Genomic DNA, 23,824 nt, shown 5'->3' on the forward strand with positions numbered 1-23,824 from the left:
CTCCTTAAGCCTTAGCGCATGTCGCGTTCAGCACCAGACAGGCTCGCCTGGAAAGCCTCACGCGCAAACTGGCGCTCCATATAATCAAGCAGCGGCTTGGCAGGCCGCGGCAACTCAATACCAAGAATCGGCAGGCGCCAGAGTATCGGCAAGAGGCAGCAGTCCACCAGACTTTGTTCCTCACTGAGAAAAAACGGCTTGTCCGCGAACAATGGCGAGACACCCGTCAGGCTTTCGCGCAATTCCTTGCGGGCCTGCACACGCGCCGCTTCTTTGCTGCGCGGATCCAGAATCAAATCCACCAGGCCACACCAGTCACGCTGGATGCGGTGAATCAGTAGGCGGCTGTTGGCACGCGCCACCGGATAGACCGGCAGCAAGGGTGGATGGGGGTAACGCTCATCCAGATATTCCATCACCACGGTTGACTCCCACAACGCCAGGTCACGATCGACCAGGGTGGGCAAGCTGCCGTAAGGGTTCACTTCGATCAGTTTCGGCGGATGACGTCCCACCTCCACACTGATGATCTCGGCGCTGACACCCTTCTCTGCGAGCACGATGCGTACTCGGTGGGAATAGTGGTCGGCGGGGTCGGAGTAACAGGCCAACCGATTGGTCACGCCCATGGCGGTCCTCCTCGCTTGTTGAAATTATCGAAAGCGGAAAAACGCGCGCGCCCAGAGGGCGCCTCCCATAGAGAGGCCGGACGATGCCGGCTTCCCTAATTTTGCGGAGGCGCCCCTGGGCGCGCGCGATTAACAGCAATGGTTTACAGCTTTATCAATGAATGTCCTTCCAGTATTCGCGCTTGAGCAGGTAAGCGAATACGAAGAAGAAAGCCAGGTAGAGCAACACGTAAGTACCAATACGTTGGTGCTCCAGCTTGACCGGGTTGGCCGAGTAGGCCAGGAAGGTCACCAGGTTCTTGACCTTCTCATCGAACTGCTCTTCAGTCAGCGCGCCGGTTTTCGGCAAGATGGTCAGTTGGTCACACGCTTCGTGAGTCAGAGGCGTGCCAGTCAACGGATCATATTGCTTCTTACCGTCTTCGACGACTTGAACCTGTTTGCAACCCACGACCTGGCGACCTTGCAGGCCGGCCAGGACGTTAGGCATACCGACGTTCGGGAAGACCTTGTTGTTCGCCCCGAAAGGACGCGATGGATCTTCGTAGAACGATTTCAGGTAACCGTAGAGCCAATCGGTACCGCGAACACGGGCCACCAGAGTCAGATCCGGCGGTGCCGCGCCGAACCAAGTCTTGGCGTCAGCAGGCTGCATGCCGATCTTCATGTGGTCGCCGATCTTGGCGCCAGTGAACACCAGATTGTTGAGCATCAGATCATGAGGAATCCCCAGGTCATCAGCTACACGTTCATAGCGCTGGAACTTGGCGCTGTGGCAGCCCATGCAGTAGTTGGCGAACGTACGCGCGCCATCTTGCAATGCGGCTTTATCAGCGAGGTCGATATCGATCTTTTCCAGCTCTGGACCACCGTGTTCGGCCGCAAAGGAGAACACAGGCAAAGCAGCGAGGATCAGTACAGCGAATAACTTTTTCATCAGCCAGTCACCCTTTCCGGAACCGGTTTGGTCTTCTCAAGCCTGGTGTAGAACGGCATCAGAATGAAGTAGGCGAAGTACAGGAAGGTACATACCTGCGACAGCAACGTACGACCCGGAGTCGGCGCCAGCACACCCAGCACACCCAGGATCACGAACGAAATGCAGAACACCCAGAGCCAGATCTTGCTCATCCAGCCCTTGTAGCGCATGGATTTGACCGGACTGCGGTCAAGCCAAGGCAGGACGAACAGCACAGCGATGGCGCCGCCCATGGCGATAACGCCCATGAGCTTGTCCGGAACCGCCCGCAAAATTGCGTAGAACGGCGTGAAATACCAGACCGGTGCGATGTGTTCAGGGGTCTTGAACGGGTTCGCCTGCTCGAAGTTAGGCTTCTCCAGGAAGTAGCCGCCCATTTCCGGGAAGAAGAACACGATGGAGCAGAACACGAACAGGAACACTACGACGCCAACGATATCTTTCACGGTGTAGTACGGATGGAAGGGAATACCATCGAGCGGTACGCCGTTCTCGTCCTTGTGCTTCTTGATATCCACGCCATCGGGGTTGTTCGAGCCGACTTCATGCAGCGCCAGGATGTGCAGCACTACCAGACCGAGGATTACGATCGGCAGGGCTACAACATGCAGCGCAAAGAAGCGGTTCAAGGTGATGCCGGAAATCAGGTAGTCACCACGGATCCACTGAGTCAGGTCGTCACCGATAACCGGGATCGCACCGAACAGCGAGATGATGACCTGCGCGCCCCAGTAGGACATCTGGCCCCAAGGCAGCAGGTAGCCCATGAAGGCTTCCGCCATCAGCGCCAGGTAGATCAGCATGCCGAAGACCCACACCAGCTCACGCGGCTTCTGGTAAGAACCGTAGAGCAAGCCACGGAACATATGCAGGTAGACCACGATGAAGAACGCCGAAGCGCCGGTGGAGTGCAACAGACGCAGGATCGAGCCGTACTCGACGTCACGCATGATGTACTCGACGGAAGCGAACGCCTCTTCCGCCGACGGGGTGTAGCTCATGGTCAGCCAGACACCGGTAACGATCTGGTTCACCAGAACCAGCAGGGCCAGGGAGCCAAAGAAGTAGAAGAAGTTGAAGTTCTTTGGAGCGTAATACTTGCTGAGATGGTCTTCCCACATCTTGGTCGCGGGAAAGCGCGCATCAACCCAATCCATGAACTTGCTCATCACGCGTTCTCCGTATCGATACCGATGGTTATGACATCGTCCGAATCATAGGAATGTGGTGGCACAGGCAGATTCAGCGGCGCAGGTTGCGACTTGTAGACGCGGCCAGCCAGATCGTAGTGAGAACCGTGGCAAGGGCAGAAGTAACCGCCCACCCAATCCTTGCCCAGGTCGGCAGGCGCCACCTCTGGACGGAAGGTCGGGGCACAACCCAAGTGCGTACAGATCCCGATCAGCAGCAGAATCTCTGGCTTGATCGAACGCAACTCCGGGTTGACGTAGGTCGGTTGTACCGAATTCTTGGAGTCAGGGTCAGATAGCTGGCCCTCGATCTTCTTCAGATTCCCCAGGATTTCCTCAGTCCGGCGGACAATGAATACCGGCTGACCGCGCCACTCAGCAACCATCTGCTGGCCTGGCTCAATCTTGCTGACATTCACCTTCACCGGTGCACCTGCGGCTTTCGCCTTGGCACTGGGAAACCATGACCCCACGAACGGGACCGCAGCCCCCACCGCTCCTGCAGCACCCACCACGGATGTGGCTGCTACCAAGAAGCGACGCCGGCCTGCATTCACGCCGTCATTGCTCATTCAGTCCTCTCCCATCAGCTTTGTGGCCTGTTAAATCAGGCATCTACTAAGTAAAAATCTGAACTTATAAAAATTTTGCAGAATGGTAATGAAAAGCCCCTATTCTGACAAGGTAATTACCACCCATGGATAGCCAGAAGCCTTGTAGTATAGGGGTTTTACGGCTGTGGCAAGTTGTCACACCAAAAACGAACGCCCATAAAAAACGCCCAGCTCCGTGAGGAAACTGGGCGCTTTTGAACGCAAAAGCGAATTAACGCTTCGAGTACTGCGGACGCTTACGCGCTTTACGCAGGCCAACTTTCTTACGTTCAACTTCACGAGCATCGCGAGTTACGAAGCCAGCTTTGCGCAGAGCGCCACGCAGGGTTTCGTCGTACTGCATCAGAGCGCGAGTGATACCGTGGCGGATTGCGCCAGCCTGACCACTTACACCGCCACCGATAACAGTGACGTAGATGTCGAACTTTTCAACGGTCTCGGTCAACTCCAGCGGCTGACGAACTACCATGCGGGCAGTTTCGCGGCCGAAGAAGTTGTCCAGGGTGCGGTTGTTGATCGAGATGTTACCAGTGCCCGGACGCAGGAAAACGCGTGCGGTTGCGGTCTTGCGACGGCCAGTGCCGTAATTTTGAGTCGCCGACATAATGAACTATTCCGTTAAAACTTCAGTTCTTGGGGCTGCTGAGCAGTATGAGGGTGAGCAGCGCCCGCATAGACTTTCAGCTTACGATACATGTCGCGACCCAGCGGGTTCTTAGGCAGCATGCCTTTGACCGCAGTCTCGATCACGCGCTCAGGGGCCTTGGCAATCAACTTTTCAAAGTTGATCGACTTGATGCCGCCCGGGAAACCGGAGTGGGAGTAGTACATTTTGTCAGTGGTTTTAGCGCCGGTTACACGGATTTGCTCGGCGTTGATGACGACGATGTAATCGCCGGTGTCAACGTGAGGAGTGTACTCAGGCTTGTGCTTGCCACGCAGACGGCTCGCGATCTCGGTGGCCAGACGACCCAGGGTCTGACCAGCAGCGTCGACGACAAACCAGTCGCGCTTTACTGTTTCCGGTTTAGCAGTAAAAGTTTTCATTCTTTATAGCCTCAGGGGCCGCCCTGTAAATTAGACGGCGGATCTTACTGAATAGTGCGTACTTTGACAAGTCAAAGGCAGCCGGATACAGACGCTATCGGGGGCTCGGGTCAGCGCGTCCGTTCAACGGCAAGATTCTTCGGCAGGCGGTGCATCACTTCCACTGCAGAAAGAGGGGCGTAATTATGCAGATTGCGAAAAAATTTTCAACCTGCTTTTATGAATGTTTTGCCGAAGGAGCATCCGATGGACTATCGCAAGCTGGGCCGAACCGAACTGAATGTAAGCGCCCTCTGCCTAGGGACCATGACCTGGGGCGAGCAAAACACTCAGGCTGAAGCCTTCGCCCAAATTGAAATGGCCAAGCAGGCCGGGGTCAATTTCATCGATACCGCCGAGATGTACCCCGTGCCGCCCAAGGCACAAACCTACGCCGATACAGAGCGTTATATCGGCAATTGGTTCAAGGCCAGCGGCGACCGGACGGACTGGGTCCTGGCCAGCAAAATCGGCGGCCCCGGCAACGGCATCGATTACATCCGCGACGGCCAGCTCAAGCACAACCGCACCCATATCGTCCAAGCCCTGGACGCCAGCCTCAAGCGCCTGCAGACCGACTGGATCGACCTCTACCAACTGCACTGGCCGGAACGCAGCACCAATTTCTTCGGCCAACTGGGCTACACCCACAAGGCCGACGAAGACTTCACGCCCCTTGAAGAAACCCTTGAAGCCCTCGACGAGCAGGTCAAGGCCGGTAAGATCCGCCATATCGGCCTGTCGAACGAGACGCCGTGGGGCACCATGAAATTCCTTGCCCTGGCCGAAACCCGCGGCTGGCCGCGGGCCGTATCGATCCAAAATCCGTACAACCTGCTCAACCGCACCTTTGAAGTGGGCCTTGCGGAAATCGCCCTGCGCGAACAGTGCGGGCTGCTCGCCTACTCGCCGCTGGCGTTCGGCATGCTGTCCGGCAAGTACGAGGACGGGGCCCGGCCACCCAAGGGGCGTCTGAGCCTCTACAGCCGTTTCAGCCGGTATTTCAACCCGCAGTCGGAAGCCGCGTGCAGCCGCTACGTGGCCTTGGCCCGCGAACATGGCCTGGACCCGGCACAAATGGCCCTGGCATTCGTCACCCAACAGCCGTTCGTGACCAGCAACATCATTGGCGCGACCACTCTGGAGCAACTGCAAAGCAACCTGGCGAGCGCCGAGCTGGTGTTGTCGCAGGAAGTTGTGGCGGGTATCGAGGCGATCCACAAGGCACTGCCGAACCCGGCCCCTTGATCGAACCGTAGACCTGCTCCCACAGGGAACACTCCGTGGGAGCAGGCACTCTTTTACAGGGAGCGCGCGATGATTTCTTTCATGATTTCGTTGGTCCCGGCATAGATCCGTTGCACCCGGGCATCCGCCCAGGCCCGTGCAACCGGGTATTCCCACATGAAACCGTAACCGCCATGCAACTGCACACACTCGTCGAGCACTTTGCATTGCAGGTCAGTGCCCCAGTACTTGGCCATCGCAGCGGTCGGCACATCCAGTTTCCCTTGTAGGTGCAGCTCCAGGCAGCGGTCGACGAACACGCGGCCGATCTGGATTTCAGTGGCCATTTCCGCGAGCTTGAAGCGAGTGTTCTGAAACTCCGCAATCGCCTTGCCAAATGCCTTGCGCTCGCGGGTGTACTCCAGCGTCCATTGCAGCGCCGCCTCGGCCGAAGCCAGGCCGCCCACCGCCACGGTCAGTCGCTCCTGTGGCAGTTCCTGCATCAAATACGCAAAGCCCATTCCGGCCTGGCCCAGCAGGTTTTCCTTGGGGATGCGCACATCCTGGAAAAACAACTCGGAGGTGTCCTGCGCCTTCATCCCGACCTTCTCCAGGCGTTTTCCCTTGGCGAACCCCGGCGTGTTCGCCTCCACCAGGAACAGGCTCGTGCCCTTGGCGCCAGCCTTCGGGTCAGTCTTGGCCACGACAATCACCAGGTCGGCGAGAAAGCCATTGGTGATGAAGGTTTTCGAGCCGTTAATCACGTACTCGTCGCCATCCAGCACGGCCGTGGTTTTCACCCCTTGCAGATCGGAACCTGCCCCCGGCTCGGTCATGGCAATGGCCGTAACCATCTCGCCCGAAACCAGTTTGGGCAGGTATTTGTGCTTCAAGGCTTCGCTGCCGTAATGCAGGATATAGGGCGCGACGATGTCCGAGTGCAGCGAAAAACCAATGCCGGTCAACCCTAGGCGCCCCACCTCTTCGATCACTACGGCGCTGTAGAGAAAGTCCGCACCCAACCCGCCATATTCCTCGGGTAAATGGGAGCAAAGCATCCCCGCTTCCCCTGCCTTGTTCCATAACTGGCGGTCGATGTAGCCTTGTTTTTCCCATTGGCTGTGGAACGGCACGGCTTCTTTTTCGAGGAAGGTACGAACACTGTCACGAAAGAGCTCGTGCTCGGGGCTGAACAAGGTTCTGGGGATCATGCAGGGCACCTGTAATTATTGTTGGAAGAAATTGCGCTCTTGAGCCTAAGCCTCCCACTCGCGACAGGACACTGGACACATCCGACAAAAAATAAGACGATCCAGCCGTCTGGTGACCACTTTCCCCTATAAGAATAAATTGAATTATGTCTATCCAACTCTCCACGCCCCTGCGGCGCGTCAGCATCCTGGCGATCGACCGGGTTTTCGCCTCCACCCTCATGCAAGCCAAGGATTTTTTCCACCTGGCCAGCCTGCGTTACGGTAAACAATTGGGCCAGGGCCTCACGCCCGCCTTCGAGACTCGCCTGGTTAGCCCTGACGGCCAACCGGTGTGCAGCTTCAGCGATGTGATCCTGCCGGTGGACGGCGGCCTGGCCGATACCGACGTGATTATCCTGCCGGCCTTCTGGGACGATTTCGAAACCCTGTGCAAACGTTACCCACAGGTGATTCCATGGCTGCGGGCCCAGCACGCGCGTGGCGCGGTGCTCTGCGGCGAGGCCACGGGAGTGTTCTGGCTCGCCGAGGCGGGGTTGCTCAATGGCAAGGAAGCGACCACCTACTGGCGCTTCTTCAACGCTTTCGAAGAGCGCTTCCCTCAAGTCCAGCTCAATCAAGATAAACACCTGACCGACGCAGACAACCTGTACTGCGCCGGCGGCACCACTTCGGCCTGCGACCTGTATATCTACCTGATCGAACGCTTCTGCGGCGCCAACGTCGCCCAAGCCGTGGCCCGCGACATCCTCTACGAAGTGCAACGCAGCTACTCCCCCGGCCGCATCGGTTTCGGCGGGCAGAAGCTGCACCAGGACGTCATCATCCTGCAGATCCAGCACTGGCTCGAAGAACACTTCGCCGACAAGTTCCGCTTTGAAGATGTGGCCCGCGAACACGGCATGAGCATTCGCAACTTCATGCGCCGCTTCCAGACCGCCACCGGCGACAAGCCGCTGCATTACCTGCAACGCCTACGCATCGAGACCGCCAAGGGCCTGCTCTCGGCCAGCCGCAAGAGCATCAAGACCATCAGCTACGAAGTCGGCTACGACGACGCAAGCTTCTTCGCACGGCTGTTCCGCCAGCACACCGAGCTGTCACCGAACCAGTACCGCCAGCAGTTCCAGCAGGCAGCCTAAATCAACCTCGCGCCCACAAGCATTTGGGCACAAAAAAAGGCCTGCATCGCTGCAGGCCTTCTTACTTTTCAGAATTGCCCTACGGCTTGTGCGCCCGCGACAGGAATTCGTGAGACTGCATTTCCAACAATCGGCTAAGGGTGCGCTGGAACTCGAAATTCAGGCGCCCGCCCGTGTAGAGATCTTTGAGCTCGACTTCGGCAGAGATAATCAGCTTCACGTTACGGTCGTAGAACTCATCGACCATGTTGATGAAACGGCGCGCGATGTCGTCAGTGGTGACGCTCATCTGCTCCACATCGCTAATCAGCACGGCATGGAAGATCTTGCCCAACTCGATGTAGTCGTTCTGGCTACGCGGCCCGTCGCAAAGCTGACGGAAGTCGAACCAGGCCACATCGTCACAGGTACGCAGGGCACGGATTTCGCGATTCTCAATCATCAACACATCGTTTTCGACAGCCTGGGTGCATTCCGGCGTCAGGGCGCGGAAGCTCTTGCGCAGGCTTTCGCGGGCTGCTTCGTCCAGCGGGAAGTGGAACAGCTCGGCCTGCTCCAGGTGACGCAAGCGGTAGTCCACGCCGCTATCGACGTTGACGATGTCGGTGTTCTGCTTAATCAGCGCAATAGCCGGCAAGAAGCGCGCACGTTGTAGGCCATCTTTGTACAAACCGTCGGGGACGATGTTGGATGTCGCCACCAGAGTGACACCGTTTTTGAACAATTCTTCCATCAGCGTGCCGAGGATCATGGCGTCGGTGATGTCGGAAACGAAGAATTCATCGAAGCAGATCACCCGCGCTTCGTCAGCGAAACGCTTGGCGATGATAGTCAGCGGATTCTTTTCCCCCGGCAGGGTCTTCATTTCTTCGTGAACGCGCTTCATAAAGCGGTGAAAGTGCGTGCGGGATTTTTCCTTGAACGGCAAGGCTTCAAAGAAAGTGTCGACCAAGTAAGTCTTGCCCCGGCCCACACCGCCCCAGAAGTACAACCCCTTGACCGGCACCTGATCCTTCTTGCCAAACAGTTTGCCCAACAGACCCGGCTTGTTCTGCGAGGCCGCGATCAGGTCATCGTACAGGCGCTGCAAATGGCGCACCGCCGTTTCCTGGGCTGCGTCATGAAAGAATTCCGGGCGTTTCAGATCAGCTTGATATCGTTCTAGGGGCGTCATAATTCGTTAGCAAGGCAACAAAAACGGGCCGTCACTGTAACGACGGCCCTGGAGAATGGCAATCAGCCCTTGGTCGGGCCGCCACCACATTAGTCCTGTTGGGGCGCCAGGGCAGCGCGCAGAGCGGCAATAGCGCTGTCGCGGGCCGCGCTGTCGGCGAACTCGGGGCCGTCGGCCACGCACTCCCCCTGCAACCACAGGCTGAAGGTATTGGCGGCGGTGCGCAGGTCCAGTTCTTCATCGCCCTGCAAGTGCTTGGTCACGGCACCGGCAGCCTTGCCATCGGCAAACGTGCGCGACAGCAGCAGTTGTTCACCATCCGCCGCCAGCAGTCGAAAACGGAAGCTGCCATCGTCTTCGCGGAAGCTGACAAAACGCGCGGTTTTCGCAGCTTTCTTTTTCGGCGCGGCGGCGACCTGCACTTGGTTGACAAACGAGCGCAGGCCCACGGCTTCGCGCAGCTGTGCAAGGAAAGGCGTAGCGACGGCCCGCGCCTTGCTCGCACCCAATTGCAGGATGTCTTCGAGGTCGGCCGGGCGTGCAATCAACTGGTGATAATGCTCGCGGGCCCCGCCCAACTCGGCATCGAGCAATTGGAACAGGCGGTTTTTTGCCTCGCCCCAACCCAGGCCTTGCAATAGCTCGCTGCGCAACTCCTCGGCCTGGGCCGGCGTCGAGAAGGCCTGGTAGAGGGTGAACAGGTGCGAGTTGCCCGGGTCCTTGGCTTCGCCGGGCGCGCGCGAATCGGTGACGATCCGCGAAATGGCGTCCTTCATCTCTTTGGCGCTGCTGAACAGCGGGATGGTGTTGTCGTAGCTCTTGGACATCTTGCGGCCGTCCAAGCCCGGCAACGTGGCGACGCTTTCTTCGATCAGCGCTTCGGGCATGGCGAAAAACTCCTTGCCCTGGCCGAACAGGTGATTGAAGCGCTGGCCGATGTCGCGCGCCATCTCGACGTGTTGGATCTGGTCGCGGCCGACCGGCACCTTATGGGCATTGAACATCAGGATGTCGGCTGCCATCAGCACCGGGTAGCTGTACAGGCCCATGGTGATACCGGCATCCGGGTCTTCACCGGTTTCCAGGTTCTTGTCCACAGAGGCCTTGTAGGCGTGGGCGCGGTTGAGCAGGCCTTTGGCCGCCACGCAGGTCAGCAGCCAGGTCAGCTCGGGGATTTCCGGGATATCGGACTGGCGGTAGAAGGTTACGCGATCCACGTCCAGGCCACCGGCCAGCCAAGTCGCGGCGATTTCCAGGCGCGAGCGCTGGATACGCTGCGGATCATCGCACTTGATGAGGGCGTGGTAGTCGGCGAGGAAATAGAAAGAATCGGCATTGCTGTCGCGGCTGGCCAGGATCGCCGGGCGAATGGCCCCAGCGTAGTTGCCCAGGTGCGGCGTGCCAGTGGTGGTGATGCCAGTGAGGATTCGCGTACGAGTGGTCATGGGTAATCGCTTATCAGGCTGCAATCAATTCGAGAGGCGCGGCAGGATCAGATCCTTGAGATCGGTCAACTTGCCGTGAAAAAAGTGCCCGCATTCTGCCACTTTCACAAGGGAATGGGGGCGCTGCAGGGCGGCGGACCAGTCATAGACCAACTGCGGCTCGACGACTTCATCGGCGTCGGGCTGGATCAGGGTCAGCTCACCCTTGAGCGGCAACGGGTCGTTGGGGCCCAGGCGCATGACTGCGGGAGCGATCATGAACAAGTGCTTGAGCGTCTCGCCCGCGGCCTCCAGGCGCCCGCCGAGGCTGGCCGCGACAAAGCCGCCGAACGAGAAACCCATCAAAGTCAGGGGCAGTTCGGGGTGCTTGGCCCGCAGCCACTGGACGGCGGCCCAGGCGTCATCGACTTCGCCGCTGCCCATGTCGTGGCTGCCTTCGCTGCCGCCCACGCCTCGGTAGTTGAAGCGCAGGGTAATCAAACCGCCGTCGCGGGCGGTGCGCTGCAAGGTCGATACGACCTTATTGAGCATGGTGCCGCCCTGCACCGGGTTGGGATGGCAAATCAGGGCCAGGCCTCGGGGGGCCTCGTTGTCCAGGTACAAGGCTTCCAGACGACCCACGGGGCCATCAATCACTACGGGGGTTTCACGCATCAGCAAGGAAGGAACTCCGTGACCTCGAATCGGGTCGACTCGTCTAGCAAATTGTCTGTGCCAATCTATTGCGAGCTAATCGCGGTATACAGCGCAGGTTCGAGCCGTTAACGTAAAGCAAAGCCGTTTATAGAGGAAGGACTCGTGGAACACTCGCTCTTAGTTTGGTTGTTGCCGACTCTTGCCCTGGTTGCCGGTGTCGCTATTGGATTTCTGGTCGCTCGCCTGCTGCCCAATGCGGCGCCTAACCGCACGCAGCGTCAGCTGGACGACATCCAGGAACGTTTTGACAGTTATCAGAATGAAGTGGTGACCCACTTCAACAGCACCGCGACCCTGGTCAAGAAACTCACTCAGAGTTACCAGGAGGTGCAAGACCACCTCGCCGAGGGCGCCAACCGCCTGGCCCTGGACGAACTGACCCGCCAACGCCTGCTGGCTGCCCTGCACGCCGACGCGAGCCAGGCACCGCGAGAGCGCCTGACGCCGCCACGGGACCAGGAACCACCACGGGACTACGCCCCGAAAACCCCCAACGCACCGGGGATGCTGGACGAGCACTACGGCCTGAAAAAATAATCAGGTCCCAAGCGACATAAAAAAGCCCGCCCGATCAATGATCGGGCGGGCTTTTTCGTAGCAGCCGTTTATTTAGTACTGCTGATATTGCTGGCCCTGAGGTTGCTGGTACTGCTGGCCTGGGATCGCCTTGAGATTGACCTCGACCCGTCGGTTCTGCGCACGGCCATTCACATCGCCATTGCTCGCAATCGGATTATCCGGGCCAGCACCGCGCGCCGACAGGTTGGCACCGCTGACACCTTGCGATGTCAGGTAAGTCGCCACGCTCTGCGCCCGGCGCTGGGACAGGTCCATGTTGTGCTGACGGCTACCGGTGCTGTCGGTGTAGCCCACGATCTCGATCTGGTTCTGGCTGAATTCCTTGAGCGAGTTCGCCAGATTATTCAGAGGTTGGTAGAAGCTGGGGGCGATGTTCGCCGAATCGGTCGCGAACGTGATGTTGCCCGGCATAATCAGCTTGATTTGATCGCCTTGGCGCTGCACTTCCACACCGGTGTTGGCCATGCTGGCGCGCAGCTTCTTCTCCTGCTGGTCGGCATAGTAGCCGTAGCCCGCGGCCGAAGCCCCGACCACCGCAGCGCCAATCAATGCGCCCTTGCCACGGTTGTTGTGGTCGATTGCCGCGCCCGCCAGGGCACCGGCCAATGCACCGAGGCCACCGTACTTGGCAGTCTTGCTCATACCCGTGGAACCGTCGGCCTGCCCCTGGCCACCATCATAGGGATTGGGTGAGGCGCAGCCGGACAACAAGGCCACAGCCGTTGCGACAATAATCAAACGACGCGAGGTCAACATGGAAAGCTCCTACTTTTTTTCATTCTGTGGTGCAACGGACCTTGGCATGGACCTGTGCAGGCGTTGGAACACGGCAATCGGCAAAAATTCCGCGCCACCCCAGCACTCAGGCTCGTACGAAAGGGTTTTCACGCATTTCATCGCCCAGGTGAGTGTCAGGGCCATGCCCGGTGACCACCGTCGCCTCCTCGTCCAGAGTGTATAGGCGCTGCTTGATCGAGCGCACGAGGGTGGCTTGGTCACCGCCCCACAGGTCCGTCCGCCCGACGCCACGACGAAACAGGGTGTCACCGGCAATCAACAGCTTAGCCTCAGAAAACCAAAAGCTCATGGAACCGGGCGTATGTCCCGGCGTATGCAACGCCACGCCGCAGCCGCAAGCCAATTCTTCGTCATCGGCCAACCAGCAGTCCGGCGACGGTACCGGCACGTAAGGCACGCCAAACATCCCACACTGCATCTCCAGGTTGTCCCAGAGGAACTGGTCTTGCTTATGTAGGTGCAACGTCGCGCCGGTCTTCTCCTTCAACTGGCCAGAGGCCAGGAAGTGGTCGAGGTGGGCATGGGTGTGAATGATGCTGACGACCTTGAGCCCCAGTGCATCGAGCCGCGCCAGAATCAACTCGTGATTACCCCCCGGATCGACGACTATCGCTTTCTTGGTCACGGGGTCGCCAATGATCGTGCAGTTGCACTGCAACGGGCCGACAGGAAAGGTTTCGCGGATGAGTTGGGGCTTTGCTGCGTGCATGGGGACTCCTGTAAGATTCGCGGCACATTCTAGACACCCTCCGGTAGCCAATGACAATCACTAATGATGCAACGCGAAGTCATGGCTACACTGCCGGCCCACGCTGGAATGGTCGGTCCCATTGATTGAAACATCCGCGCCAAACAGATGTTCGTACCTGGCGTCATTGCAAGGAATGCAAAAGCCGCGTGCCCGCTCGCATCATAACGGCTTATCAAAGTCCTGCTGCGTTGCACTGGCAGTAAGTAATGGACCTAACCAGATAATGGATTTTGCATGATTCTTACAGGTAACTTTTTCCTGCGCTTCGCATTGATGATATTGACACTGGGATTCATTACCCACATCGTCGGAATCCCCCTGATTACGGATGGCAGTAAACATACGACACTGTCCAATGCCGGGCTTTTTATTCCCGCATTGATTCTGTGCCTGTTCGACGTTCAGCTACGCAAGAAAATCTTCAGCACGGCCTACTTGCCTGTCATTTCAATGCTGCTGTTTACAATCGTCATTGCAGGCATAAACAGCCATTCGGAAAACTCGGCTTTCTCCCAATTCAAGACCTCCCTCTATGTGCTCTTGTACCTGGCAACTGCCGCCATCTTGGCCAGGGAGAACCGGCTGACGATGTGTTTGAACGTATCGTTCTTCATTGCTGGCATTCTTGCAATCGCCAGCCTGGTGGTGCAATCGATCGCACAAGAAAAAAACATCTTCCTGGGCAATTACCGTTTATTCAGCCTGGGATATGAAAAGTATGCCGACTTCCAGAACCCGATCATCGCCGCCCTGTATTACGGTTTTTTCGGGGTATATGGTTTTCATCAATTAATGACAGGTAAGCACAGCCGAGTAACGTCTACCCTGATCGCTGTCTGCCTATGTGGCTTATCGCTCTACCTGTATTGCACCCTTTCTCGTGGCGTCTGGCTGGGTTATGGCCTGGCCATCCTGACGACGGCGCTGCTTCATCACAACAGGCACTCTAGAAAATGGCTGCTCCTGGCAGCAGGGCTGGCGGGTTTACTTGCCATCTGGCTGTGGCCTGTTTTGTTCAGCCGTGGCCTGAGCCTCAGGGACATCATTTGGGGGCAGTGGTTTGACCGTATCAAAGAGTTCTGGCTGATCGGTGCAGGGGCGGGCCGCAAGTTTGAGATCTGCATCGCGCAAAATCATTGTTTCAATCAGGCTCACAACCTGTTCCTGCAGTTCTTCTATGAGTACGGAATCATCGGTTTAACCTTGCTACTGAGCATGCTCATACTTGCATTCAAACGTTCACTGATTCGCTCTTATTGGTCAACGCCACTAGGGGGTGTGGGTTTGCCTCTTTTGATATTTGCCACCACCACTGCACTGTTCGACTATCACACCGTCATGAACAGGCCAGGTGTTTACTGGCTGGTATTCTGGTTACCTATAGGCCTGGTTCTTTCACAACCCAGCCCTACCCCTGCACAACCCCAAGGAAAAATTCATGCTGGCTGATATTTTCCGGGTAGCCAAACGTTATTGGCATATCGAAATCATTGGCAGCCTGGACAAACCGTTCAAGTGGAAGCGAATTATCCAGAAGTGCCGCAGAAACAATAGATATCGCTATATCTTCTGGTATCGCCTGGCCTACGCCATGAATCAGAGCGACAGTAAGTTCTGGCGACGCCGCGCCAAGTTGCTCAATGAAAAAACCAGCCGCATGTTCAATGTGGAAATCATGATGGGCGCCGAAGTGGGTGAAGGGCTGTGGATCGCCCACCCCACTGGCATTGTCATCACCTCCCACGCGAAGATCGGGAAGAACTTCAAGATCTGGCAGAACTGCACCATTGGCATCAAGGGGCAACAGGACGATATCAGGCTCGTTATCGGTGACGGCGTCAGGGTGCATGCCCACACGTGCATTATTTCCGACGACCTGGAACTTGGTGATAACGCGGTAGTAGGCGCCGGCACCTTCCTCAACAAAAGCGTGCCGGCCGGGCATGTCGTGTTCAATCCTGCCCCGCAGGTTATCCGCGAATACGACGCTGCGGCGATGGGGCGGTTGCAGCAGTAGTTTGCTACCCCAGCACCCCTAACTCCTTGGCCCGGGCCACTGCCTGGGTGCGGCGTTCGACCCCTAGCTTGCTGTTGATGTGGCTGGCATGGGTTTTCACCGTGTGCAGGGAGATGAACAGTTGGTCGCTGATTTCCTGGTTCGAGCAACCCTGGGCGATCAGTTGCAGCACCGCCAGTTCGCGGGTGCTCAGGTGTTCGGCCTGGTAGCTCGGCTCCGGGTCGCGCGCCTCAGGTGCGGGCAGGCGCTCGGCCAGGCTGTGGAACAGCGGGCCTTGGCCACAGGATTGCAATTGTGCCCGCAGCCAGTCTGGATGCTCGGCGATCAGCCATTGGAAAGGTTGCAAGGCCCCGCCGGACGCCATCTCAAAAGCCTCGATCAGCGCCTCGCTAGCCTGGGCTTCGCGGTTACTCCCCAATAGCAGCGCGACTTTCTGGTTCAACGCCATCACGCACAGCATCTGCCGCCCGCTCTGCTGGCCGTGCTCGATCAATTTATCCAGGCGTTGCAGCGCTGCCGCCTCACGCCCCAGGATGACATCAAGCAATGCCTGCTCAAGTTCGATATGCAGCGGCAGTTGCGGGTGGAACTCGGGCGGCGCCGCAGCGTTGACGCCGTTATAGGTTTGCCCCAGGCGAGCCAGCCAGGCTTCGGCCAGGTCCGTACGGCCCTGGGCCAGCCACAGTTCGCATTTGACTAGGGTAATCATCGCCAGGTAGTAGATGGGCGGTACATCCCAGATGTGCATCAACCGCTCCGCCTCCGCCAACTCGGCAAAAGCCTTGGCGAAGTCACCCTGTTGGCCTTCGAGGCGGGCGATGGAGCAGTGGCCAATCAACACGCTGATATCGCGGCACGCCCGTGCTTCGACCAACCCAGCCTGCAACCTTGCCAATCCAGCCTCGGGTTGCAGGCGCAGGGTCAACAGAAAACCTTCGTACAGCGTCAAACGGGCACGCACGGCGTACAAGCGTTGAGGCGAGAGCCCTTGTAAACGCTGCAAGCCCTCATGCACTTCATCGAGAGAACGCAGAATTTCCCCGCGCGCCTGCAGGACTCGCGCACGGTCGTAATGGGCCAAAGCTTCAAACAGCGGATTTCCTACGCGCTGGGCCAGCTCCAGGGACTCGCGGTTCAACCGGCGGGCACGCCACAGGTCGGCGTCGGTGATCGCCAGGTTCGACAGGGTGGAAAGGCACATCAGCCGCTGCCCATAGCGCTTTTGCGGCAAGCTTTCCAGGGCTTCGGTGCAATAGAGCTGAGTCAACTCCCGGTTACCGCGCCCTCGGGCGATGATCCCACTCAGGGCCAGCCATTGCGCCAGCATGGATTTCTGCGCAGTAGCCGAGGGTGCGGGCAGGAAACGGCTCAAGTGGCTGGCCAACTCCTCGGCGGCATCGAGCTGGCAAGCCAGCCCCAGCGCCCAGCTGTAGAGCACGATCAAGCGTGGCGTGCTGATGAGCAGGCTGTCGGGCAAGTCCATTTTCCAGCGCAGGAGCATGCCGACGTTCTGTTCGGCCAGCAGTTGCTCTTCGGACAAGTTTTGTACCAGGTTCGCCGCCACATCCAGGTGCCCGGCGCGCAACGCCTGCTCCACGGCCTCGTCCAGTAAGCCCTGGGCATTGAACCAACGGCAAGCGCGCAAGTGCAGGCTGGCCGCTGGCAGCACGGCATTGGCCGTGGGGCGGCTGCGCAGCAGATCGGAAAACAAGTGGTGATAACGGTACCAGTGCCCCTGCTCGTCCAGCGGCACGAGGAATACCTGGTGCGCTTGCAGGTAACGCAGGATCTCGGCGCTGTCGTGGGCCTCGCGGATCGCGTCGCACAGCTCGCTGCAAAAACGCTCCTGGGGCGCCGTGTCGTAAAGGAAGGACTGCACTTCCGGGGGCAGGCAATCGATCACTTCTTCGAGTAAATAGTCGCGAATCAGCCCCTCGCCACCGTGCAAGGCCTGGGGCAACGCACCGTCGTTACCGGCCTCGGAAACGGCCAGCAACCAGAAGCGCAAACCGGCCACCCAGCCTTCACTGCGCAGGATCAGGCTTTCCAGGGCCTCGCCACACAGGGAACTGCTGTGGCGATCAAGCAAGGCCAGGGATTCGTCGTGGGTCAGGCGCAGGTCCTGCTCGCTGAGTTCCAAGAGCTGGCGCGAGAGGCGCAACCGCGCCAGATGCCAATCCGGGCGCTGGCGGCTGGTCACCAGCACTCGCATGCCTTCGGGCAGGTGGTTGAAGAAAAACTGCAAGCAGCGGTCGAGCACCGGGCCTTGGGCCAGGTGATAGTCGTCGAGCACCAGCAACAGGGGGTTGCCGGGCGAGAGGTGGTCACTCAGTTCATCCAGCAGGCCGTCGAGCCATTCTTCAAAAGCGAAGGGTTGATGGCGCTGGCGCATTTTCAGCAGGCCCAGGGCCTGGCGCCCCATGTGCGGAAAATACTGCTGCAAGCCATCGAGCAAGCGTTCGAGAAAGCGCCCGGGGTCGCTGTCCCGCGGGCTCAGCCCCAGCCACAGGCTCCGCCAGTTCTGCGCCAGGCTCTGGCAGAACTCGACGGCCAGGGAGCTTTTACCGAACCCGGCCGGCGCGCTGACCAACAGCAAACGCCCGCTCAAGCCGGCACTCAGGCGCTCGCACAAACGAGGCCGAAGCACGTAGCCGTCGGGCAAAGGTGGTCGGTAAAAGCGCCCTTCCATGGCGGGAACCGCAGCACTGGAAGGCCCGGGTATGCGGGACAGGTCAGTCATAGCCAACTCTTATTAATGTGCTGTTGTCGGCATTGCAGATGTCCGCAGACTAGCGGTAAAGACCGTAGGTTTGAAGATGTTTGCTACAAATGAATACAAAAAGCCCGAAACACAAATTCTCTTGATAGCGCTCAAAAGCTGATATTGCCGCTCAGGACTTTTATCGCGCCCATAAAAAACGCCCCGAACCAGTCGGGGCGTGCAGAGGATGCGGCCTCTGTTTACACGGGTCTAGCGAACACCGGCCTGACGCAATGCGGCAGGGGTGAAGTCGTTCTTGGTGGCCGTGAAACCGAAGTCGTAAGCCTTTTTCTCTTCGTTTTTCATGCCCAGCGCCATGTAGCGACCCGATTGCAGGTCATACAGGGTTTCCACTGCGTACCAAGGCACTTGCACGTTGTAGTAGCTCTCGGCATGGGCTTCACCCACACGCCACAGTTGGCCACGGCCATCGTAGTGATCGATGACGGCTGCTTGCCAGGTGTCTTCGTCGATGTAGAAGTCACGCTTGGCGTAGATATGGCGCATGCCGGACTTCAAAGTGCCGACCACGTGCCATACACGGCGCAGTTCATAACGGGTCAGGTCCTGGTTGATGTGCCCGGCCTTGACGATGTCGCTGTACTTGAGGCTCGGCGAATCCAGCTTGTAGCTGTTGGCCGCGATGTACATCTCTTTCTTGCCTTCGAGCTTCCAGTCGTAACGGTCCGGTGCACCGTTGAACATGTCCAGGTTGTCGGAGGTACGCAGGCCGTCGGCGGCGGTACCCGGGCCGTCATAGGACACTTGCGGGGCACGGCGCACGCGGCGCTGGCCGGCGTTGTAGACCCACGCCGAACGCGGTTCCTTAACCTGGTCGAGGGTCTCGTGCACCAGCAGCACACCACCGGCCAGACGTGCCGGAGCGGCGACTTCCTGCTTGAAGTAGAACAGGATGTTGCCAGGGTTGGCCGGATCGAAATCCTTCATTTTTTCACGGAACACGAACTGTTCCTTGAGTTGCACCAGGCTGTAGGAACCGTTCGCCTGGGGGGTGGCCTGGTTCACGGTACGCGCCACGCTGCCGCCGCGATAACGGGTGATGTGGTTCCAGATCACTTCCACGCCGCTTTTCGGAATCGGGAATGGAATGGCGTTTTCGAAATTTTCCAGGCCGTTGCCGCCCGCCACTAGGTTGGTGTTGGTGGCGTTCTTCTTGATGGACGCGAAGATCTCATCCGGCACTGTGGCCCCGCGATGGGTCGGGTAGACCGGCAGGCGGTAGGTTTCCGGGTAGCGCTTAATCATCGCGTACTGGCCCGGGGCGAGTTTGTCTTTGTACTGCTCGACGTTCTTGGCATCGATGGTAAACAGCGGCTTGTCGGAGCCGAACGGGTCGGCCAGGAAGCCGCCGCCGTCAACTGCACCGGCGTTCTTGGCCAGGGGTTTCCAGGCTGGAATCGAGCCATCGGCGTTGCCGCCCATTTCGGCGCCCATCGGCGTCAGGCTTTTGCCCAACTTGTCCGCTTCGGCTGCCGGGACCGCTGCCATCACGCTGGTGGCCAGCATCGTCAGCCCCAGTACACCGACATGCAACAGACTTTTGGTTATTTTCATAAGTGCGTTCGTCCTGAAAATGCAGTGCTTAGAAGTTCATGCCAAAGCTGAGTGCCACGAAGTCGCGGTCATCAACGGTGGTGTACTTGCCATCAAAGAAGTTGGTGTAACCCAGGCTCGCGGTGTAGGTGTTCTGGTACTCGGCATCCACGCCGAGGCTAACAGCCTTGCGGCCTTCCTCGAAGTTGCCGCCAGGGCCAGGGGAGTAACCGCTGACGTCATGGGACCAAGCCACGTTTGGCTTGAGGTTCACACCGGCGAACACGTCGTTGTATTCCCAGATGGCACGACCGCGGTAACCCCAGGAGGTCGACGTGGTGAAGCCGTCGTCGTTGCAGTTGCGGGTGGCGTTGTTGTTCGCGGTGCCTGGGCCTGCACCGGCGATGGTGCGCCCGTTGAGGTACTCGCACGTGCCATTGGGCAGTTCGCCCGGGCCGTAGACCGGATCACGCCCGTAACGCACTTTGGAGGTGCTTTCCAGCCCGCCCACGTAGGTCACGCCGACTTCGCCCACCAATGTCAGACGGCTCGCGCCCATGACCTGGTCGAAGAAGTGGGTGAAGGTGGTTTGCAGTTGGGTGATTTCCTTGCGGCGGTAGCCGTGCAGGTCCTGGCCAGGCTGGCCGTTGAGCAGCGAGGCATGCTCGAGCGGGCCGCCCAAGGGACGCACGCCGTTGAACAGGATGTCGTTGGAGTTCAACTGCACCGGCGCGTTGGGACGGTAGCTGATCTCACCCTGCCACGCCGTGCCGGTAGGCAGGGTGGTGGAGAAGCTCAAGCCGTAGAGGCGGATGTCTTCTGGGTACTCGACGAAGTACTTGGAGTTACCCGCAACCAACAATGGCGCCAATGCCGCAAATGGGCCTGGCAGGCCTTGGGCCAGGGTGTAGATCGACTGCGGCGCCGCGGTGGCGCTGAAGATCGGCGCACGGCTGTGGTAGTTCATCGCGTAGAAACCGAACTCGGTGTCCAGCGGTGCGTAGTTGTACTTGAACGACACGCCCCACTGGCCGCTGTCGCGGGCATCGCGGTCGCCGCCACGGGCCACCAGCACGCCTTCTTCGTTGACGTCCACGCCAAACTGGGCCAATGGCCCCAGGGCGATGGCCGGGATCTGCGAACGCTTGTTCAACACCCGCAGGTTGTCGCCGCAACCGTCGGCGATGATGTCGGGCTGGGAGAAGAAGGTGCCGCAGTTATCGACGACGGTCTGGTCCCATTCGAGTTGGTAGAAGGCTTCGGCCGAGAGGTTCTCGGTCAGGCTCTGGGAGACGTAGAACATGTTGACCGGGATCAGGCCTTCCTTGACCTCGGCACCCGGGCGACGGAATGCGGACACATCGATCGGGTTGATGGAGTTGATGCCGCCGCCGATGAAGGTACTTTCACCCCAGCTCACCACCTGCTTGCCCAAGCGCACGGAACCCGGCTGATCGGCAATGGCGTAGTTGTGGTAGATGAAGGCGTCGAGGATCTGCCCGCCGGAGGACTTGGCGCCTTCCTTGCGGTTTTCGTCGCTGATGTCCTTGAACAGACGGCTTTCGTCCTTGAGTTCGAAGTCGTACCAGTACTTGCCCCGCACAAACACACCGGTGTCGCCGTACTTCAGTTCAAGGTCGTGAATGCCTTTGAAGATTTTCGAGAAGGTCTCGCCACTCTTGAAGTTGGCGTGGCCGTCATCGGAGGTCTGGGACAGGCCATGGCCGCCGTTGTTGACACCAATCAGGTTCTTGTTCGGACTCTGGGTTGACCAACTGGCCCCCACCGACAGGGACGAATCGAACTGACCTTCGATTTCACCGATGTTGAAACTGACGCCGAATGCAGGCCCGGCGAGCGTAGAGGCGAGACTGACCGCCAGGGGCAATTTCGCCCGGCGCCAGAACTGGTTTGCTGATGTCATCGACGCTACTCCATGTGCTTTATTGTTATGGCAGTGAGCACTTTTAAAAACGCTCTGAGTGACGGGAGCCAGGTCGTCCCGTAGTCAATCAGAGTTGCGCCGCCCCCAATGGTGTGCGGTTGCTGCGTCCTTAAAAATCCTTGAGCGGACTATAGCCAGCAGGTAGTACTGCTTGATCCCTCTAAAGTGTGATTTGCAGTTGCCAACCACTCTGGAACAGTCCTTTGCCGGGTGCGGCCCCTGCCGACCGGGGAAGAATGGCTGAAAAATCCGATTTGACAAGCCAAGCGCTTGCTTGGTGGGGCTGCCGTGCCCGCCCGGGCACGGCAAACAGGCTCAAAGCGTGGACAAAAAGGTCGCGTTGTTGGCCTGCCACTCGGTGATGTAGAGGCGGATGCGCTTCTTGTCGAGTTTGCCGACACTGGTCTTGGGAATTTCGGTAACAAGGGCGATCTGGCTGGGGATCGCCCACTTGCTCAGGTGCCCCAGTTCAACAAACGGCTTGAGGTGCTCTTTGAGCTCGCGCGCCCCGATCACGTGCCCTTCGCGGATCACCAGCAAGGCAAACGGGCGCTCGCCCCACTGCGGGTCGGGAATGCCCACCACTGCTACTTCGCGTACCGCCGGGTGGCGGCTGACCAGGTCTTCCAGGGCCAGGGACGACACCCACTCGCCGCCGGTCTTGATAACGTCTTTGATCCGGTCGCGGATGTCGATCACCCCCATGTGGTCAAGGGTCGCCACGTCGCCGGTGTGCAGCCAGCCGCCGGCCCACAACTGCGCACCTTTTTGCGGTTCGCGGAAGTAGCCTTCGGTCAGCCATGGCGAGCGCAGCACCAGTTCGCCCTGGGACTCACCGTCCGCGGGCAGGAAGTTGCCGTCGTCGTCGATGATTGCCGCTTCCACCAACGGCACCGGCACCCCGGCCTTGATCCGGTAGGTGATGCGCTCATCGTCGGTGCCGGCCATCAACTCGTCATTGAGGTGCGCACACGACACCAGCGGCCCCGTCTCGGACATGCCGTAGGCGGCGGTCAACTGGATGTTCTTGGCCTTGCAGGCTTCGTACAGCGCGCGGTTGAGGGAGCTGCCGCCGATGACGATCTTCCAACCGGCAAAGTCGATGTCCTGGGCCGCCTTGGCGTTGAGCACCATTTGCATGATGGTCGGCACGCAGTGGGAGAAAGTCACCTTCTCGCGGCGCCACAGCTCCACCAGGTATTCAGGGTCGTAGCGCCCCGGGTAGACCTGCTTGAGGCCCAGCATGGTGGCCACGTACGGCAAGCCCCAAGCGTGCACATGGAACATCGGGGTGATGGGCATGTACACATCATTGGTGCCCAGCAGCCGCACGCTGTCGACGCTGCCCATGACCGTCGCCACGCCCAGGGTGTGCAGCACCAGTTGGCGGTGGGTGAAATACACCCCTTTGGGGTTACCGGTGGTACCAGTGGTGTAGAAGGTGGTCGCCACCGAGTTCTCGTCGAAGTCGACGAAGTTGTACTGGGGGCTGGCGGCGGCCAGCAATTGCTCGTATTCGCCCACCAGGTTCGGCAGGTCGGCGGTTTTCTGCTCCACATCACTGAGCAACAGGGTGGCCTGCACGGTGGTCAATTGCCCGGCAATGCCCTGGTAGAGGCCCACGAATTCATGGTTGACCAACACCAACTTATCGTCGGCGTGGTTCATGGTGTAGAGAATCTGCTCAGGTGACAGGCGCACGTTGATGGTGTGGATCACTGCGCCGATCATCGGGATGGCAAACATACATTCCAGGTAGCGATGGCTGTCCCAGTCCATCACGGCCACGGTGTCACCGGCCTTGACGCCAGCGGCGGTGAGCACGTTGGCCAGCCGTGCGACGCGCTCAAGGAGGGTCGGATAGCTGTAGCGCACCTGGTCGCGGTAAACGATCTCGCGGGTCTTCTCGTAACGGCTGCCGGACATCAGCAGCCGCTTAATCAGCAGCGGATATTGGTAGGCGCCTTCTGCGGGCGGGATAACGCGAGTCTGCAACATAAGAATCCCTTTTCTGACTGCACGGTCT

At 59.0% G+C, this 23,824-nt stretch carries 21 protein-coding genes; 5 read left to right on the forward strand and 16 right to left on the reverse strand.

All coding sequences use genetic code 11. The features are described 5' to 3' along the window. Positions 1-11: 11 nt before the first annotated feature. The 6 genes from AC19YR_RS18775 to rplM all read right to left on the reverse strand — a co-directional run bounded on the left by AC19YR_RS18775 (position 12) and on the right by rplM (position 4,459). A complete protein-coding gene (locus AC19YR_RS18775; protein ID WP_095106052.1) occupies positions 12-629 on the reverse strand; it encodes a glutathione S-transferase N-terminal domain-containing protein in 618 nt (205 codons plus the stop codon). A 154-nt stretch (positions 630-783) separates the two neighbouring features. Beyond that, positions 784-1,566, reverse strand: a complete 783-nt coding sequence (locus AC19YR_RS18780) for a cytochrome c1 (RefSeq protein WP_500599645.1) — start codon at positions 1,564-1,566, stop codon at positions 784-786. After that, positions 1,566-2,777 carry a cytochrome b gene (locus AC19YR_RS18785; RefSeq protein WP_095106050.1) on the reverse strand — a complete coding sequence of 404 codons (1,212 nt, stop codon included), beginning with the start codon at positions 2,775-2,777 and terminating at the stop codon, positions 1,566-1,568. The genes AC19YR_RS18780 and AC19YR_RS18785 overlap by 1 nt, the downstream gene beginning before the upstream one ends. After that, on the reverse strand, positions 2,777-3,370 hold the full coding sequence (gene petA, locus AC19YR_RS18790; protein WP_095106048.1) for a ubiquinol-cytochrome c reductase iron-sulfur subunit: 594 nt from the start codon (positions 3,368-3,370) through the stop codon (positions 2,777-2,779). Before petA ends, AC19YR_RS18785 begins: the two co-directional genes overlap by 1 nt. Positions 3,371-3,623: 253 nt before the next feature. Continuing rightward, positions 3,624-4,016 carry a 30S ribosomal protein S9 gene (gene rpsI / locus AC19YR_RS18795; protein ID WP_003171743.1) on the reverse strand — a complete coding sequence of 131 codons (393 nt, stop codon included), beginning with the start codon at positions 4,014-4,016 and terminating at the stop codon, positions 3,624-3,626. A gap of 14 nt (positions 4,017-4,030) precedes the next feature. Beyond that, positions 4,031-4,459 (reverse strand): 50S ribosomal protein L13, encoded by a 429-nt coding sequence (gene rplM / locus AC19YR_RS18800; protein WP_007917032.1) that lies wholly within the window; start codon positions 4,457-4,459, stop codon positions 4,031-4,033. A 246-nt stretch (positions 4,460-4,705) separates the two neighbouring features. Here rplM and AC19YR_RS18805 point away from each other — a divergent pair, with 246 nt between their 5' ends. Further along, positions 4,706-5,746, forward strand: a complete 1,041-nt coding sequence (locus AC19YR_RS18805; RefSeq protein ID WP_500599648.1) for an NADP(H)-dependent aldo-keto reductase — start codon at positions 4,706-4,708, stop codon at positions 5,744-5,746. Positions 5,747-5,799: 53 nt separating this feature from the next. Here the strand turns inward: AC19YR_RS18805 and AC19YR_RS18810 are convergent, their stop codons facing one another. Then, complete coding sequence (locus AC19YR_RS18810; RefSeq protein WP_176465022.1) at positions 5,800-6,945, reverse strand: acyl-CoA dehydrogenase family protein; 1,146 nt, start codon at positions 6,943-6,945, stop codon at positions 5,800-5,802. A gap of 236 nt (positions 6,946-7,181) precedes the next feature. Between AC19YR_RS18810 and AC19YR_RS18815 the strand changes: the two genes are divergently transcribed. Next, positions 7,182-8,078, forward strand: coding sequence for a GlxA family transcriptional regulator (locus tag AC19YR_RS18815; protein WP_500599676.1), 897 nt, complete (start codon positions 7,182-7,184; stop codon positions 8,076-8,078). 79 nt (positions 8,079-8,157) lie between these two features. Here AC19YR_RS18815 and zapE read toward each other — a convergent pair whose 3' ends face one another. The 3 genes from zapE to AC19YR_RS18830 form a co-directional block, all read right to left on the reverse strand. Then, complete coding sequence (gene zapE / locus AC19YR_RS18820; protein ID WP_095106042.1) at positions 8,158-9,252, reverse strand: cell division protein ZapE; 1,095 nt, start codon at positions 9,250-9,252, stop codon at positions 8,158-8,160. A gap of 89 nt (positions 9,253-9,341) precedes the next feature. Further along, entirely contained in the window at positions 9,342-10,697 is a 1,356-nt protein-coding gene (locus tag AC19YR_RS18825) for a tryptophan--tRNA ligase (protein WP_500599650.1), read from the reverse strand. A 24-nt stretch (positions 10,698-10,721) separates the two neighbouring features. Then, entirely contained in the window at positions 10,722-11,351 is a 630-nt protein-coding gene (locus AC19YR_RS18830) for an alpha/beta hydrolase (protein ID WP_500599678.1), read from the reverse strand. A gap of 144 nt (positions 11,352-11,495) precedes the next feature. On the opposite strand from AC19YR_RS18830, the gene AC19YR_RS18835 reads away from it, so the two are divergent. Further along, on the forward strand, positions 11,496-11,930 hold the full coding sequence (locus AC19YR_RS18835) for a Z-ring associated ZapG family protein (protein WP_095106039.1): 435 nt from the start codon (positions 11,496-11,498) through the stop codon (positions 11,928-11,930). Between the two features lie 72 nt (positions 11,931-12,002). Here AC19YR_RS18835 and AC19YR_RS18840 read toward each other — a convergent pair whose 3' ends face one another. After that, positions 12,003-12,728 (reverse strand): YiaD family glycine zipper/OmpA-like lipoprotein, encoded by a 726-nt coding sequence (locus AC19YR_RS18840; protein ID WP_095106037.1) that lies wholly within the window; start codon positions 12,726-12,728, stop codon positions 12,003-12,005. Positions 12,729-12,834: 106 nt separating this feature from the next. Beyond that, complete coding sequence (locus AC19YR_RS18845; RefSeq protein ID WP_500599652.1) at positions 12,835-13,479, reverse strand: MBL fold metallo-hydrolase; 645 nt, start codon at positions 13,477-13,479, stop codon at positions 12,835-12,837. 276 nt (positions 13,480-13,755) lie between these two features. Here AC19YR_RS18845 and AC19YR_RS18850 point away from each other — a divergent pair, with 276 nt between their 5' ends. Both AC19YR_RS18850 and AC19YR_RS18855 read left to right on the forward strand, forming a co-directional pair. Then, a complete protein-coding gene (locus AC19YR_RS18850; RefSeq protein WP_500599655.1) occupies positions 13,756-14,970 on the forward strand; it encodes an O-antigen ligase family protein in 1,215 nt (404 codons plus the stop codon). Then, on the forward strand, positions 14,960-15,538 hold the full coding sequence (locus AC19YR_RS18855) for a serine acetyltransferase (protein ID WP_500599657.1): 579 nt from the start codon (positions 14,960-14,962) through the stop codon (positions 15,536-15,538). Before AC19YR_RS18850 ends, AC19YR_RS18855 begins: the two co-directional genes overlap by 11 nt. Positions 15,539-15,542: 4 nt before the next feature. Here AC19YR_RS18855 and AC19YR_RS18860 read toward each other — a convergent pair whose 3' ends face one another. The 4 genes from AC19YR_RS18860 to AC19YR_RS18875 all read right to left on the reverse strand — a co-directional run bounded on the left by AC19YR_RS18860 (position 15,543) and on the right by AC19YR_RS18875 (position 23,796). Further along, on the reverse strand, positions 15,543-18,278 hold the full coding sequence (locus tag AC19YR_RS18860) for a winged helix-turn-helix domain-containing protein (protein ID WP_095106033.1): 2,736 nt from the start codon (positions 18,276-18,278) through the stop codon (positions 15,543-15,545). A 231-nt stretch (positions 18,279-18,509) separates the two neighbouring features. Continuing rightward, positions 18,510-19,874 carry a DUF1329 domain-containing protein gene (locus AC19YR_RS18865; RefSeq protein ID WP_095106026.1) on the reverse strand — a complete coding sequence of 455 codons (1,365 nt, stop codon included), beginning with the start codon at positions 19,872-19,874 and terminating at the stop codon, positions 18,510-18,512. A 28-nt stretch (positions 19,875-19,902) separates the two neighbouring features. Beyond that, positions 19,903-21,777, reverse strand: a complete 1,875-nt coding sequence (locus tag AC19YR_RS18870) for a DUF1302 domain-containing protein (RefSeq protein WP_500599660.1) — start codon at positions 21,775-21,777, stop codon at positions 19,903-19,905. 336 nt (positions 21,778-22,113) lie between these two features. Further along, positions 22,114-23,796 carry a fatty acid--CoA ligase gene (locus tag AC19YR_RS18875; RefSeq protein ID WP_500599661.1) on the reverse strand — a complete coding sequence of 561 codons (1,683 nt, stop codon included), beginning with the start codon at positions 23,794-23,796 and terminating at the stop codon, positions 22,114-22,116. Positions 23,797-23,824: the final 28 nt, after the last annotated feature.

This window comes from Pseudomonas sp. MF08817, from assembly GCF_059862705.1.